The organism is Algibacter mikhailovii (assembly GCF_014651495.1).
GTDB lineage: Bacteria > Bacteroidota > Bacteroidia > Flavobacteriales > Flavobacteriaceae > Algibacter_E > Algibacter_E mikhailovii.
The window spans coordinates 303,529-319,932 of the sequence record NZ_BMWZ01000003.1; the positions used below are offsets into that span (position 1 = coordinate 303,529).

Annotated in this window: 13 protein-coding genes and 1 tRNA gene; 10 read left to right on the forward strand and 4 right to left on the reverse strand. The window is 34.6% G+C overall.

The window, feature by feature from the left end:
- Positions 1-12 precede the first annotated feature (12 nt).
- The 4 genes from IE051_RS07425 to IE051_RS07440 all read right to left on the reverse strand — a co-directional run bounded on the left by IE051_RS07425 (position 13) and on the right by IE051_RS07440 (position 3,382).
- Positions 13-1,095, reverse strand: coding sequence for a GDP-L-fucose synthase family protein (locus IE051_RS07425; protein ID WP_189360152.1), 1,083 nt, complete (start codon positions 1,093-1,095; stop codon positions 13-15).
- Positions 1,096-1,145: 50 nt separating this feature from the next.
- Positions 1,146-2,273, reverse strand: coding sequence for a GDP-mannose 4,6-dehydratase (gene gmd / locus IE051_RS07430; protein ID WP_189360153.1), 1,128 nt, complete (start codon positions 2,271-2,273; stop codon positions 1,146-1,148).
- A gap of 364 nt (positions 2,274-2,637) precedes the next feature.
- Positions 2,638-3,138, reverse strand: a complete 501-nt coding sequence (nusG, locus tag IE051_RS07435; protein ID WP_189360154.1) for a transcription termination/antitermination protein NusG — start codon at positions 3,136-3,138, stop codon at positions 2,638-2,640.
- A gap of 169 nt (positions 3,139-3,307) precedes the next feature.
- Positions 3,308-3,382 (reverse strand) — tRNA-Pro (locus tag IE051_RS07440).
- A gap of 144 nt (positions 3,383-3,526) precedes the next feature.
- Between IE051_RS07440 and IE051_RS07445 the strand changes: the two genes are divergently transcribed.
- The 10 genes from IE051_RS07445 to IE051_RS07490 all read left to right on the forward strand — a co-directional run bounded on the left by IE051_RS07445 (position 3,527) and on the right by IE051_RS07490 (position 16,400).
- Positions 3,527-5,827, forward strand: coding sequence for a TonB-dependent receptor family protein (locus tag IE051_RS07445; RefSeq protein WP_189360155.1), 2,301 nt, complete (start codon positions 3,527-3,529; stop codon positions 5,825-5,827).
- Positions 5,828-5,852: 25 nt separating this feature from the next.
- Positions 5,853-6,977 (forward strand): PQQ-dependent sugar dehydrogenase, encoded by a 1,125-nt coding sequence (locus IE051_RS07450; protein WP_189360156.1) that lies wholly within the window; start codon positions 5,853-5,855, stop codon positions 6,975-6,977.
- Between the two features lie 3 nt (positions 6,978-6,980).
- Entirely contained in the window at positions 6,981-7,388 is a 408-nt protein-coding gene (locus IE051_RS07455; RefSeq protein ID WP_189360157.1) for a c-type cytochrome, read from the forward strand.
- A gap of 65 nt (positions 7,389-7,453) precedes the next feature.
- Complete coding sequence (udk, locus tag IE051_RS07460) at positions 7,454-8,059, forward strand: uridine kinase (protein ID WP_189360158.1); 606 nt, start codon at positions 7,454-7,456, stop codon at positions 8,057-8,059.
- Between the two features lies 1 nt (position 8,060).
- Positions 8,061-8,384: an FtsB family cell division protein gene (locus tag IE051_RS07465; RefSeq protein WP_189360159.1), complete on the forward strand. Its 324-nt coding sequence runs from the start codon at positions 8,061-8,063 to the stop codon at positions 8,382-8,384.
- Positions 8,377-9,732, forward strand: coding sequence for a methylmalonyl-CoA mutase subunit beta (locus IE051_RS07470; RefSeq protein ID WP_189360160.1), 1,356 nt, complete (start codon positions 8,377-8,379; stop codon positions 9,730-9,732). Before IE051_RS07465 ends, IE051_RS07470 begins: the two co-directional genes overlap by 8 nt.
- On the forward strand, positions 9,722-10,405 hold the full coding sequence (locus IE051_RS07475) for a hypothetical protein (protein ID WP_189360161.1): 684 nt from the start codon (positions 9,722-9,724) through the stop codon (positions 10,403-10,405). The genes IE051_RS07470 and IE051_RS07475 overlap by 11 nt, the downstream gene beginning before the upstream one ends.
- Positions 10,406-10,410: 5 nt before the next feature.
- Positions 10,411-12,534: a methylmalonyl-CoA mutase gene (gene scpA / locus IE051_RS07480; RefSeq protein ID WP_189360162.1), complete on the forward strand. Its 2,124-nt coding sequence runs from the start codon at positions 10,411-10,413 to the stop codon at positions 12,532-12,534.
- A 152-nt stretch (positions 12,535-12,686) separates the two neighbouring features.
- On the forward strand, positions 12,687-15,509 hold the full coding sequence (locus IE051_RS07485) for a M16 family metallopeptidase (protein WP_189360163.1): 2,823 nt from the start codon (positions 12,687-12,689) through the stop codon (positions 15,507-15,509).
- A 126-nt stretch (positions 15,510-15,635) separates the two neighbouring features.
- Positions 15,636-16,400 carry a ParA family protein gene (locus tag IE051_RS07490; RefSeq protein ID WP_189360164.1) on the forward strand — a complete coding sequence of 255 codons (765 nt, stop codon included), beginning with the start codon at positions 15,636-15,638 and terminating at the stop codon, positions 16,398-16,400.
- The last annotated feature ends 4 nt before the right edge of the window (positions 16,401-16,404 follow it).

Genomic DNA, 16,404 nt, shown 5'->3' on the forward strand with positions numbered 1-16,404 from the left:
TGGTACAGTTTTTTAATTAGAATACCAACGATAAAGGCTCTCAACTCCTTCTTCAAGATCAACGGTATGCTTCCAGCCCAATCCATGCAACTTTGAAGGGTCAGTTAGCTTTTTCGTCGTACCGTCAGGTTTAGTTGTATTAAAGAAAAATACTCCTTTAAATCCAACCTTATTCTTAATAACCTCCGCTAAGGCTTTAATGGATATATCAACCCCAGTACCTATATTGATATGGGTATTTCGGATTTCCTTATTTGACTTGATATAACAATCGGCAAACTGTCTATTTTCCATTAAGAAAACACATGCATCTGCCATATCTTCGCTCCACAAAAATTCCCTCATAGGTTCTCCTGTACCCCATATCTCTAAATGAACGCCATCTTCTTTTCTTTGAATACCATACTTATCAAGCACTTGGTAAATTTCATCTTCTGCTGAAGAACCATTTACACCCTCAATAGGTAGACGTTCCAAATCTCTACGAATGGCATTCCAATCACCTTCCTCAAGAGCCTTACCCAAATGCATCTTACGAACAAGGGCCGGCAAAACATGAGACTTCTCTAAATCAAAATTGTCATTAGGACCATATAAATTTGTAGGCATAACAGAAATGAAATTGGTCCCATATTGAAGATTATAGCTCTCGCACATTTTAATACCTGCTATTTTTGCAATTGCATATGGCTCATTGGTATATTCTAAAGTACCTGTTAATAGGCTATCTTCTTTCATTGGCTGAGGACAATACTTCGGATAAATACAAGTACTTCCTAAAAACAACAGTTTTTTCACCTTATTTAAATAACTCTGATGAATCACATTATTTTGAATCATAAGGTTGTCATAAATAAAATCGGCGCGATACACATTGTTAGCAACAATACCACCAACTTTAGCTGCTGCAAGTATAACATAATCAGGCTTTTCTTGCTCAAAAAAAGCTGCCACAGCAGCTGTTTCTGTTAAATCTAATTCTTTATGAGTTCGTGTTATAAAATTATTATAACCTTTTTCTTTTAGGTTCTTTAAAATAGCACTCCCAACCAAACCTCTATGACCCGCAACATAAATTTTAGAGTTTTTTTTCATAAATAAGTTTTTCTCATTATAACTATTGAATCCCATTAGCTTATAAAAGGCTATTCAGCTTGGTTTAGAATTTCATGTCCAGCTTTGAGCAAATCAACATCCTTCTTCATTAACTTAACATCAGATTCCATCATATCTTTCACCAGAGCTTCCAAGTCATATTCTGGCACCCAGCCTAACTTTTCCTTGGCTTTCGTAGGGTCACCAATTAATAAATCAACCTCTGTTGGACGGAAATAAGTTGGATCAACAGATAAAACCTCTTTCCCTATTTCTAATTGAAATTCTTTATTGCTGCATGATTTTACATACGCCTTTTCATTAACGCCTTTTCCCTTAAATTCTAATTCTATTCCAACCTCAAGAAAAGCCATATGTACGAAATCTCTAACTTTAGTAGTCACTCCAGTAGCAATAACCCAATCTTCAGCCTTATCAGCTTGTAAAATCATCCACATCATTCTTACATAATCCTTAGCATGTCCCCAATCTCTTTGGGCTTCAAGATTTCCTAAGTATATTTTTTCTTGCAATCCTAATGCTATTTTAGCAACTGCCCTTGTAATTTTTCTAGTTACAAAAGTTTCTCCTCTTCTTGGAGATTCATGATTGAACAATATCCCATTACAAGCATATAAATTGTATGCCTCTCTGTAGTTCTTGGTAATCCAAAATCCATAAATTTTAGCAACTCCATACGGAGAACGAGGATAAAAAGGTGAGTTTTCATCATAAAAACCTCTTTCATTTTTGTTTTCTGGCAAACCTCCATAAAGTTCTGAGGTAGAGGCCTGATAAATTCGAGTTTTCTTTTCTAAACCTAAAATACGCACCGCTTCCAAAATCCTTAAAGTTCCCAATCCATCAACATTACCTACATACTCCGGACATTCAAAGGACACTTTTACGTGAGACATAGCACCCAAATTATAAATCTCATCTGGTTGACACTCTTGAATAATCCGTGTTAAATTCATTGAATCTGTCAAGTCACCATAATGCAATTTTAATCTTAAGTCTTTTGCATGAGGATCTTGATACAAGTGGTCAATTCTATCTGTATTAAATAGAGAAGCTCTTCTTTTAATACCATGAACCATATAGCCTTTACTTAATAATAATTCCGCCAAATATGAACCGTCTTGCCCCGTAATACCAGTAATTAATGCCACTTTCATAACAACTATTTTTTTCAAAGAATTTAATATTCTAGTTTGATTATATTCTATATTATTTGGATTGCAAAGAAAAGAATTAATAATTAACTCTACTAAACTAATGTCTTTAAAATTTATATGTTCTATACTTTAAAACTCTTTTGAAAAGACACAAAACATTGCCCCTCTTTAGTGCTGACATCACATTTACAACATTATATTTAGTTTAAATAAACTAAAAACTTGTTAGATACCCTAAATACAGATAATCTGAAATTTAAAATTCATTTTTTATTCTTAAAATAGCTAATTTTAAGATTTACACTTTTCATAGAAGTATTCTCTTTTGCGGATAGGTTTTACTATAACAAGAAAAACCAGCATTTTAATAAATTTGCTTCCTTTTTATATTTATAATCATACCTACCCCTTCTAATAGAACCCGAACTCGGTTTTTACCAACTTCTTGAACTATAGCTTGATTGCTTCCTGCTTTTGATTGCCTAGTTCCCAACAAGTCATTTTTGATTGAGATTCTATCTCCCGGGGTTAATTCCGACAGACTACACGATTCAACATTACCATCAGACAACCAGTGCTTTATGGCATCAATCTCCTCATTTCTGACAATTGCTGGTTTCCCTAGCCAAAATAAATACCTGATAATACCCGGCACTGAAAAAACCAATTCCCTTTCTTTATCTAACAATCGAACGAACAGGTAGGATTTAAATAAAGGCGCTTCAATCGTTTTTTTTCGATCGCTCCAAACTCTAACTTCCTTGACAACTGGACAGTACACCTCGATTTTTGCCTTCAAGAGCCTTTCAGCAATTTTTTTCTCATTTTGAGGCTTAACATAAAGTACAAACCATTTTTTTTCCATAAGGTTAATTATTGGCTCAGATATTTGTGTGTTTTCAACTATATTTTTTTAATATTCACCCGTTGATTCTAGACCTCTTGTTTAATATATTAAGAAATAATCAATAAAAAAACACTAATAATACAATGACTATCAGTGTTTGTTTAAATTTTTCTATACCTTTTATTTGTCGGGGTGGCAGGATTCGAACCTGCGACCTCCGCGTCCCAAACGCGGCGCGATAACCGGGCTACGCTACACCCCGATTTATGGTTATCTCTAACGGGATGCAAATATATATCTTTTTATCAATTACACTAGGCTTATTTTTATTTTTTTGAATATTAAAAACTTGATAAATTTTTCATGCTTAAAATTGTATCTTCCATTTTTGTTTAGACGTCCTTAAATGATTACCTACACTATAAAACCAGTACTGTATTTATTCCTACTTATAAGTCTATTGAGTTATAGTCAAGAGTCTTCTACAATTAAGGTTATAGACCAAGAGGACAAGTTTGTTTTACCCAAAGTAACCATTATTAGTCTATCTACTAAAGACTCTATACACACAAACTATAACGGTAGTTCTCAAACCTTAAGTTCAGGCACTTATTTATTCAAAAAAGACGGGTATATTTCAAAACACCAAAGCATCAATAATTCAGAATTACAAATCATTGAACTTCAAAAAAACCCTGCGCAATTAAATGAGGTTATTATTAATTCCAATCAAATGCCTAGTAAACTGAAAAAATCAGTAAACTCTTTAAGTTTAATATCTGCAAATGATATTATGCTTGGTAATAATATTGATCTATCCCAAACTCTTAACAGAGCATCGGGCATCTTTATGCAATCAGGAGCATTAAACACGAATAGACTAACAATTAGGGGTATTGGGTCCAGAAATTTATTTGGCACAGCAAAGATAAGAGCCTACTTTAAGGATATCCCTTTAACAAATGGTAGTGGAGAAACGAGTATTGAAGACTTTGAATTAGGTGCCATTTCTAAATTTGAAATTATAAAAGGAGCTGGTTCCACCACCTACGGCACAGGACTAGGGGGCACCATACACATAACACCTAAAAACGGGCTATTCAACAAAGCAAAACTAACAAGTGAACTAAGTGCGGGGTCTTTTGGGTTATTGAAAGGTATTATAGGTTTTAGTTATGGCTCCAAAAAAGAAGACATCAATGCTCTCTACAGCAATACGCATAGCGATGGATACCGCGATAATAATAATTATAACCGGCAAACATTTACTTTTAGCTCAAACCACTTTCTTAACAAAAGCAACCAAATATCATTACTCTTTAGCTATGTCGATTTAAAAGCTTTCATTCCAAGCTCCTTAAATGAGGACGATTACCTAAACAATCCTGAATCCGCTGCATTTCAATGGAAAAGCGCAAAAGGCCATGAAGACTTCAAAAGAGGAATCATAGGGCTATCTTGGGAACATGATTATAGTCTAAAAACCAAACAAATTACCAGCCTATTTTCTTCACTAAAAGATGCTTATGAGGCAAGACCTTTCAATATATTAGAAGAAAACACAAAAGCGTTGGGTATACGAACTAAAATTGTAAGTGAATTAAAACTCTTTGAAGACACTATTAACTATGCCATAGGTTTTGAAGTTTTCAATGACCAGTATAAACATCAAACCTTTCAAAACTTATATCAAGACTTCCCTCCCGGAACAGGAAGCGTAAAAGGTGATCCATTGTCCAATTTTAAAGAGCAACGCTACTACTACAATATATTTTTAGATTCAAATTATGCCCTAAACCCAAGAACAACCCTTGTGTTTGGGATAAACATGAATCAGACCTTCTTTAATTTAGAAGACCGCTTTCCTACTTCACCTGAAAACCCAGATCAATCTGGAGATTTTAAGTTCGATATTATTGCGTCTCCAAAATTTGGTATTTCTCATTTAATCACAAATAACATAAGTCTATACTCCAATATCAGTCATGGCTTCTCTCCTATCTCCTTAGAAGAAACATTGTTACCCAATGGCCTCATAAATAACAATATTAAACCTGAGACGGGTTGGAATTATGAATTAGGCACACGAGGTACATTATTCAACAACAAATTAAACTTCCAAGCTTCTATCTTTCGCATGGATGTTAAGAATCTCCTAGTTCCCAGACGTACAGATTCAGATGAATTTATTGGTATTAATGCTGGAAGAACACAACATGATGGTCTTGAGTTAAATCTGGGATATAATATAGTTAATACTCATACTGTAACATTAGATTCTTTTTTAAGTTATACTTTAAACGCTTTCACATTCAAAGAATTTATTGATGACGATGCTGATTACTCAGGAAACGACTTAACTGGGGTTCCTTCAGAGGTTTTTAATTTAGGTTTGGTTTGCAACTTCCAAGTTGGCATATATGCTAATATAAATTATCAATATGTAGGTGAAATCCCAATAACAGATAGTAATAACTTATACTCAAACAGTTACAAACTCTCAAATTGCAAAGTAGGCTTTCAGAGAAATCTAAACAAAAACTTAAATTTCAATGTTTTTTTCGGCATAAATAATATCTTTGATGAAACCTATGCATCACAGCTTTTAATCAACGCCTCTGGTTTTGGAGGTAATGCGCCTAGATATTATTATCCAGGAAACCCAAAAAATTACTACGGAGGCCTGAATTTAGCTTATAAATTCTGATTTTGAAAACTAATAAAAAGAGATTATGAAAAACCTTCAATGCTTGTTATTCTTTTCAATTACAACCCTTTTTTCCTGTGCTCAGCAAGTAGAATCAGAGATTAAGGCCGTATCTAATTTAGACATACAATACACAACGGAACTAATAGTGCCCGAATTAAATATTCCTTGGGGCATGACGTTTTTACCTGATGAAAGTTTGCTGATAACGGAAAAAACAGGCGACATCATCCATTATAAAAATGGACAAAAAATAAGTTTAGAAAATGTCCCCGAAGTCTATGTTCGAGGTCAAGGTGGACTGCTAGACATCATAGCACATCCGGATTACGAGAATAATGGTTGGATATACATAAGCTATAGTTCTTCTAAAGGCGAAGGGAAAGGCGGTAATACGGCAATCATGCGTTTTAAATTAGACAACAATACTCTTGTTGAAAAGGAATTACTCTACAAAGCGGAAGGCAACACAAAAAAAGGCCAACACTGGGGGTCTAGAATTGTATTTGACAATGAAGGCTTCTTATATTTTTCAATAGGTGATAGAGGAAACCGAGATGTAAACCCCCAAGACATTACTAAAGACTGTGGTAAAATATACCGTTTACATGATGATGGTACAATTCCTACTGACAATCCTTTTGTTAATGAAGAAAATGCCAAAACAGCCATATTTAGCTATGGGCACAGAAATCCACAAGGACTAACCCTAAACCCTTTTACCGGAGCACTTTGGAATCATGAACATGGTCCCAAAGGTGGTGATGAAATAAACATCATAAATGGAGGCACTAATTATGGTTGGCCTGTAATTTCTTATGGTATTAATTATGACGGGACTGCTTTTACTGAAATCACAGAAAAAGAAGGCATGGAACAACCTGTATTCTATTGGGTACCATCTATCGCTCCAAGTGGGATGACATTTGTTTCATCGGAAAACTACCCGCATTGGAAAGGAAACATACTCGTGGGATCCTTAAAATTTGAATATCTAGAACGTCTGCTCCTAGAAAATGAAAAAGTAATAAAGCGAGAAAAACTATTTGAAGATATTGGCAGGGTACGGCATGTTATTCAAGGTCCAGATGGCTACCTGTACATCGCCGTTGAGGACAAAGGCATCTATAAAATCATTTCAAAAAATTAAATCATGAAGGTTATTCCTATACTTGTATTAATCTTAATCAGTAATTTAATCGACCACTCAAACTACACGCAAACTACACCTTTAAAAGAAAGTATTTCTCGAGGCAGTGTCATTTATGAAGATTTCTGTATGCAGTGCCATTCTCCAGACGGCAAAGGTGTTGAACATGTTTTTCCGCCACTAGCCAATTCAGATTTCTTATTACAAAATAGGGTACTCAGTATTAAAGGCATCAAATATGGTCAAAAAGGAGAAATTAGTGTTAATGGCAAAACGTATAATGGCTTTATGCAACCCATGGGATTAGATAATGAAGAAATAGCCGATGTCATGAATTATATAAATAATAGCTGGGGCAATAAGTCAGAAAACATGGTCACTGAAGAAGAAGTTGCTGCCATCAAAAAATAAGCAATATTTCGCGTTGGATTTTTACATTTAATTAACTTTGTAAAAAGAGTTACAAACCAAAAACAATGTTGATAATAGGTATAGCAGGTGGCACTGGTTGTGGGAAAACCACTGTAGTTAACAAGATATTAAATGAGCTTCCCGAAGGAGAAGTTGGTGTAATATCTCAGGACTCATACTACAAGGACACGTCTCATTTATCCTATGATGAACGAATTAAAATAAATTTTGATCATCCCAGATCCATAGATTTCGATTTACTAGCTTCACATTTAAAAACACTTAAACAAAACACACCTATTGAGCAACCCGTATATTCTTTTGTAAAGCACAACCGAACAGGAGACACTACGTTAACATTACCTAGAAAGGTGATGATTATTGAGGGGATATTAATTTTAACAAATCCTGATTTAAGGGATATGTTTGACATTAAAATTTTTGTGCATGCTGATAGCGATGAACGTCTCATTAGAAGGCTTAAACGAGATATTGCTGAGCGCGGTAGAGATTTAGATGAAATCCTTACTCGCTATCAAAACACTTTAAAGCCTATGCATAATCAATTTATAGAGCCCATGAAGGAATATGCAGACATTATAATACCCAACAACAAACACAATACTGTTGCGATAGATATAGTTAAAACAATAATTGCAGAAAAACTTTAAAATGGGATTAAAAGACAATAAATATTTAAAACCATTCAAAAACATATTCTTATTAATATTGGTTGTTTTTGCTATTTGGATGTTATTTTTTGATGCCAACTCATGGCTTATTCATCATGAATTGAACACTGAAATTAACGATTTAGAAGACGAAAAAGAATATTATAAAAAGGAAATTGAAAAGGATAAGAAAGATTTAAAAAAACTGAGCACAGACGAAGGTCTAGAAAAATTTGCGAGAGAAGAATACTATATGAAACGTGATAATGAAGATATTTTTATTATCGAGTATGAAGACAGTCTAAAAACAGAAGTTAATGACTAAAGGCTTATTTGATGAGTTTGATCCTGTTTCTTCAAAACAATGGAAGCAGAAAATTCAGTTCGATTTAAAGGGCGCTGACTACAATGACACGCTTCTTTGGAAGACCAATGAAGACATTGCCGTCAAACCCTTCTATCATCTAGATCATTTTAAAAGTACGCCACCAGCATCAAATACAAAGGCAACCAGCTGGAAAATATGTCAAACAATTTATGTTTCTGATGTATTAGAATCCAACTTAAAAGCTTTTGATGTTTTAGAACGTGGCGCTGAGACAATAAAATTTATTATCCCATCCAATGCGATTTCAATTAAAAACCTCATCAGCAATATAAATACAGATGAAACACGATTAATATTTGATTTACAGTTTCTATCTAATGACTATACTGAGAATCTATTAAAACTGGTTCCTAGCTGTATAATTAGCACTGATATTATTGGACATCTTGGCAAAACAGGAAATTGGCATAATACGCTCGCTAATGATTTTAAATATTTAGAATCCTCCATTACTCAAACATCTTCTATTACTGTTAATGCAAGTTTATATCAGAATGCGGGGGCAAATATGATTCAGCAATTGGCCTATGCTTTGGCACATGCTAATGAATACCTCAACAAGTTAGACTCCAACATTAATTCAATTCAAGAAATCGTTTTTAACCTTTCCGTAGGTACTAATTATTTTTTCGAAATCGCTAAACTTAGAGCTTTAAGGATGCTATGGAATACATTAGCTTCAGAATACCAAATACAAACAGATTGCCTAATAATTGCCTATCCAACAAAACGAAACAAAACGCTTTATGATTATAACACGAATATGCTTCGTACTACCACCGAGTGTATGAGCGCTATTCTTGGTGGTGCTAATATTATTTGTAATCTACCTTATGATGCTATTTATCATAAAGACAATGAATTTGGAGAACGCATTGCTAGAAATCAATTATTGATATTAAAACATGAAAGCTATTTTGACAAAGTTAACAACCCCGCAGACGGCGCATACTATATAGAAAGCATAACTAGCCAGTTGGCGGAAAAAGCATTGATTTTGTTTAAGAACATTGAGGCTTCGGGTGGCCTTTTAAAGCAATTAAAGGCTGGGACTATTCAAAGAAAAATTAAAGAAAGTAATGCCCGCGAACAAAAACAATTTGATAATGGAGAAGAGGTGCTTTTAGGCACAAATGTATTTCCCAATACCAAAGACAAAATGCAAAAAGAGCTCGAACTCTATCCATTTGTAAAAACAAACACAAGAAAAACATTAATTGAACCCATAATAGAAAAACGTTTAGCAGAACATTTAGAACAAAACCGATTAAAAAATGAAAACTAACATGAATTCCCAATTTAACCTTATTGCTGTTTTATTAGTATTTACTTTTTTTAACTGTAAACAGCAAAACACTTTTTCAGACTACAAATTTGCCGACAAACCACAGGCTATCTCTTGCGAGGGTTTAAATTCCAAATTATACAATGAAGCCCTCTATAGTTTTGAAGATGATATTCTAAACTACTATCAACAACAAAAATCAACTTCTACTTTAGTGCAAGCGTATTCCCAGTTCCTAAGAGGTTCTAATTATGGCAGGCTTAAATTAGAAGATTTTGTTTCAAAGCATACATTAGATGTTTTCGAAGCCTTAAAGGAAGAGGCTGATTTATGGGATGCCAATAATACTGAAAGTCATTTGAACTACCACGGAAAAACAATACGTTGTATTTCTGAAAACATAAAAGACGCTAATCTTAAAGCAACCCTTAATGCACTCATCTCTACAAATAGTATGAGTCCAAAATTATTTGGCGCTCCATTATTAACAAAATACAGAAATGCCCTAAATGATAAATATCTAGCATTATATATCACTCTAGACTTGTATTACTCTAATCTTTTTGAATTAAACTTAGACCTAGTTAATTTAGATAAACCAGAGCAGCAAGTAGACTTTAATAAACTACCACCTGCATCTAACCCTGACCCGCATGCAGGACATAATCATTAATTGATTTGAGAAAAAACCTGCAACATATCACTCTAAAAAGCGAAGCTAAAAGTCAAAAGCCTCAAGCACCTAGCTCTTTTTTAACTGCTGAAGCTATTGAAGTAAAATCAACATATTCAAAGGAAGATATTGATGACTTAAAACAAGTTAATTTTGTAGCTGGTGTAGCCCCTTTTTTAAGAGGGCCTTACAGTACGATGTATGTTCGCAGGCCATGGACCATTAGGCAATATGCTGGATTTAGTACTGCTGAAGAAAGCAATGCTTTTTACAGACGAAATCTCGCGGCTGGCCAAAAAGGGCTATCCGTGGCATTTGACTTAGCAACGCATAGAGGTTATGACTCAGACCATGAGCGTGTTGTTGGAGATGTTGGAAAAGCTGGAGTAGCAATTGATTCGGTGGAAGACATGAAAATTTTGTTTGACCAAATCCCGTTAGATAAAATGTCGGTTTCCATGACCATGAATGGTGCTGTACTTCCAATCATGGCATTTTATATTGTAGCAGCTGAAGAACAAGGTGTAAAACCCGAACAACTTTCTGGAACGATTCAGAATGATATCCTGAAGGAATTTATGGTGAGAAATACATACATCTACCCGCCTACGCCTTCCATGAAAATCATCTCAGATATTTTCGAATTTACCAGTAAAAACATGCCTAAATTCAATAGCATTAGCATTTCCGGATATCATATGCAGGAAGCAGGAGCCACCTGTGATATTGAATTAGCCTATACCTTGGCTGATGGATTGGAATATATAAGAAAAGGGTTAGCTGCAGGTATGGACATTGACACCTTTGCACCGCGATTATCATTCTTTTGGGCAATAGGCATGAATCATTTCATGGAAATTGCAAAAATGCGGGCAGCAAGAATGCTTTGGGCTAAACTGGTAATACAATTCAACCCAAAAAATGAAAAATCATTAACGCTTAGAACACATTGCCAAACTTCAGGTTGGAGTTTGACAGAACAAGACCCTTTCAACAATGTTGCAAGAACTACTATTGAAGCTGCAGCAGCTGCATTTGGAGGTACTCAAAGCCTGCACACCAATGCACTAGATGAGGCCATAGCATTACCTACCGATTTTTCAGCGCGTATTGCAAGAAACACACAAATTTTTCTACAACAAGAAACTAAAATAACAAAAACCGTAGACCCTTGGGCTGGCAGTTATTACGTTGAAAAACTAACCCATGACATTGCTAATAAAGCTTGGGGGCTTATTCAAGAAATTGAAGATTTGGGCGGCATGACCAAAGCCATTGAATCGGGAATTCCTAAAATCAGAATTGAAGAAGCGGCAGCCAGAAAACAAGCACGTATAGACTCGGGGCAAGACATTATTGTTGGAGTGAATAAATACAGGCTCAAAGAGGAAGCTCCAATTACAACCTTAGAGATTGACAATCAAACAGTGAGACAATCTCAAATAGAGCAATTGCGGCACATAAAATCAACACGAGATTCTGAAAAGGTAAAACTGGCTCTTGCAAATTTATCGACAGCAGCCTCTTCAGGAGAAGAAAATTTATTAGCTTTAGCTGTTGAAGCGGCTAGATTGCGCGCAACATTAGGTGAAATAAGTGACGCATTAGAAATCACTTTTGGCCGATATAAAGCACAAATAAAATCATTTTCCGGGGTGTATAGCAAAGAAATAAAAGACGACAAATCCTTTAAGAAAGCGCAAAAATTAGCTGATATTTTTGCAGAACAGGATGGGCGCAGACCACGTATTATGATAGCCAAAATGGGGCAAGATGGTCATGATCGAGGAGCTAAAGTCGTGGCCACAGGCTATGCAGATGTAGGTTTTGACGTGGATATTGGCCCCTTATTTCAAACGCCACTTGAAGCAGCTAAACAGGCTGTTGAAAATGATGTTCATATTTTAGGGGTTTCATCGCTGGCTGCAGGACATAAAACTTTAGTTCCACAAGTTATAGAAGCCTTGAAAAATTATGGTCGTGATGACATCATGGTTATTGTTGGTGGTGTAATTCCAAAACAAGATTATCAATTTTTATTTGATGCCGGTGCTGTAGCGGTTTTTGGACCCGGCACAAAAATAAGTGAAGCTGCTATTACTATTCTTGAAATTCTAATAGAAGAATAACTAAAATATTCAGCCGCTATCTATACCTTTTAAGTTTGCAAGGTTCACTACTTTAAGTTAATAAATGTTAATTTCAAAAGCATCTACAAAAAAGTACTGTAACTTTATTTTGTTTTTAACTACAAACACATCTATAACCAAGAATTACTTCTATGAAAACAGCAATAACTCTAATAGTATGCTTCATTTTAACCATTTCAAATCAATTAATAGGCCAAGACCTTAATAATCAGATTGATTTATCAGCAAAAATTCCGGTCGACAAAAATGTAAAAATAGGGAAACTAAGCAATGGGATCACCTACTACATTAGAAATAATGAAAAGCCAAAAGACAAGTTAGAATTAAGATTGGTTGTAAATGCAGGCTCTATTTTAGAAGATGAAGATCAACTAGGGTTAGCGCATTTTATGGAACACATGAATTTTAACGGAACTACACATTTTAAAAAGAATGAATTAGTAGATTACCTGCAAAGTATAGGTGTTAAATTCGGTGCCGATTTAAACGCTTACACCAGTTTTGACGAAACCGTTTATATTTTACCAATTCCTAGTGATGATCCAGAGAAATTAGACAAAGGTTTTCAAATTATTGAAGATTGGGCGCATAATGCCTTGCTGGACCACGAAGAAATAGATAAAGAACGAGGTGTAGTACTTGAAGAATATAGGTTAGGAAAAGGTGCTGACGAACGCATGCTACAAAACTATTTACCAAAAGTATTATACGGTTCAAAGTATGCCTCTCGCCTACCGATTGGCACTAAAGAAATTTTAGAAAATTTTGATTATAAATCTCTAGAGCGCTTTTACAAAGATTGGTACAGACCTGATTTAATGGCCATAATTGCCGTTGGAGATGTTGACACAAACACGCTAGAACAAAAAATAAAATCTCATTTTGAGCAAATTCCGGCAGCTGTTAATCCTCGACAAAGAGAGACGTTTTCCGTGCCTAACCATAAAGAAACACTAATAGCCATAGAATCAGATAAAGAAGCGCCATTTTCTAGGGTTCAGGTTTTATTTAAAGATGAAGGCAACATCCAAAATAAAGTAACACTTGCTGACTACAAGGCTATGATGACCAAATCGTTATTTACTCAAATGATAAATAATCGCTTGGATGAATTAAGAAATAGCGAAAACCCTCCTTTTGTTTATGGAGCTAGCTATCATGGAAAAACGTGGGCAAAAACTAAAGCAGCTTATCAATCTTTTGCAATGACTAGTGAAACAGGTCAAATTGAAGGATTAAAAACGTTACTTGAAGAAAATGAACGTGTAAGACAATATGGTTTTTATGAAGGTGAATTTAATCGGGCAAAAGCTAATATTTTAGCAAGACTTGAAAAAGCCGAAAAGGATAAGGACAAAACACCATCTAATAGGATTGTTGGTGAGTACATTAGGAACTTCTTAAATAAAGAACCCATACCTGGCATTGCATGGGAATATAACTTTAATAAGGCGAACTTACCTAGCATTACATTAACCGATGTAAACAATATAATTAACAACTATTTAAAAACTGAGAACCGAGTTATTGTGATTACGGGTCCTGAAAAAGAAGGCATTACCAAAGTTACTAAAGCTGAAGTCGAAGCACTTTTAAAGACAATGCAAGACTTGAAATTAGAACCTTATGATGACAAAGAATTAGCAAATTCTTTAATTTCAGAATTGCCAACACCTGGGAGTGTTACCAATACAACTTCTAATGAGACTTTAGGTACAACACAATTAATTTTAAGCAATGGCGCTAAGGTTACCTATAAAAAAACCGATTTTAAAAATGATGAAATTTTATTTAAAGCCTTTAGCTACGGAGGAACCTCTTTGTACTCCAATGAAGATTACTTATCTACAGCTCATGCAAACAGGGCATTAACCGAAGCCGGTGTAAATAATTTTGACAAAATAACATTGAACAAAATGCTTTCTGGAAAAATAGTTTCGGTCAATCCTAGCATTGGCACTTACAGTGAAAACTTTTCAGGTTCAGCATCACCTCAAAACCTTGAGGAATTACTTCAATTAACCCACTTATATTTTACAGCTTTAAATAAGGATGAAAAGGCCTTTAATTCTTTCATCAATAAACAAAAAGCGATTTTAGCTAATGTTTTAGCCAATCCTCAGTATTACTTCCAAAATGAGATGGGCAAATTCCTAAACGCGGATAACCCAAGATATGTTGGTTTTCCTAGCCCTGATGATTTAGATAAGGCAAATTATGATCTGGCCTATCAAAAATATAATGAGCGTTTTGCTGATGCTGGTGATTTCAACTTCTATTTTGTTGGAAATATTGACGAAAATAAGTTGATTGAATATTGCTCAAAATATTTAGCTAACCTTCCTACTAAAAATAAAAAGGAGCATTATAAAATACCCGATTACAGACCTCTAACAGGCAAACATACCAAGATTGTTGAGAAAGGAGAAGACCCAAAAAGTAGTGTAAGAATTATTTATCAAGGTGGTACTACCTATGATGAAAGCGAAGCTCAGGCTTTTAAAAGCTTGGCAGAAATATTAAGTATAAAACTTATAGAAAAGCTAAGAGAAGAAGAAAGTGGTGTTTATGGTGTTGGTGCACAAGGGCGCATTCAAAAAATACCGTATGGATGGTACAACTTGAGTATTGGTTTCCCTTGTGGCCCTGAAAACGTTGAGAAACTTAAAAAGGACGCCATCAATGAAGTTGAATCTATTATACAAAATGGACCAACAGACAAAGATTTAGCGAAGATTAAGGAAGCTCAAATTTTAAAAAGAAAACAACAGCTTAAGGAAAATAACTATTGGATTAATTTACTCAAAAACGCAGACTTTTATGATAAAGACATCTCTAATGTATTTAATTATGAAGCACGTATTAATGCTTTAACCAAAGTTCAAATTCAAGATGTGGCTAAAAAGTATTTAACTGGCGATTATATTTTATGCATTCATAATCCAGAGAAATAAAAAAATCATTACTAATTTAGATCGCTAATTAAGGCGCTTTGTTTCTTCCTGCTGTTTGTTAACATTTTGGATTTTTATTCCTAATAATAAATCGTATTTTTGGCGGGAATAAAACCAAATCAATTCATGGGGAAAATCATTGCGATTGCTAATCAAAAAGGTGGTGTAGGTAAAACAACAACATCAATCAATTTAGCTGCTTCACTAGGTGTATTAGAAAAGAAAGTATTACTAATTGATGCTGATCCTCAAGCCAATGCAACTTCGGGAATTGGGATAGATGTGGAATCCGTTGAAGTAGGAACGTATCAGCTTTTAGAACATTCTAACAGTGCTAAAGATGCGATTATAAAAACCAGTACGCCAAATCTTGACATTATTCCGGCGCATATAGATTTAGTTGCTATTGAAATAGAACTCGTAGATAAAGAGTCTCGTGAATACATGCTAAAAAGTGCCTTGAAAGACATCAAAGATGATTATGATTACATTTTGATTGATTGTGCACCGTCATTAGGTTTGTTAACGCTTAATGCTCTAACCGCTGGAGATTCTGTAATGATTCCTATACAGTGCGAATATTTCGCGCTAGAAGGTCTTGGTAAGCTATTGAACACTATAAAAAGTGTGCAAAAAGTCCATAACCCTGAATTAGACATTGAAGGGTTACTTTTAACCATGTATGATTCGCGTTTGCGCTTATCTAATCAGGTTGTTGAAGAGGTTCAAAAACATTTTAATGATATGGTTTTTAAAACCATTATTCAACGTAATGTTCGATTAAGCGAAGCACCGAGTTATGGTGAAAGTATAATTAACTATGATGCTAGTAGTAAAGGTGCAAACAATTACTTAAGTTTGGCAAAAGAAGTTATCAATAAAAACTCCTAATATT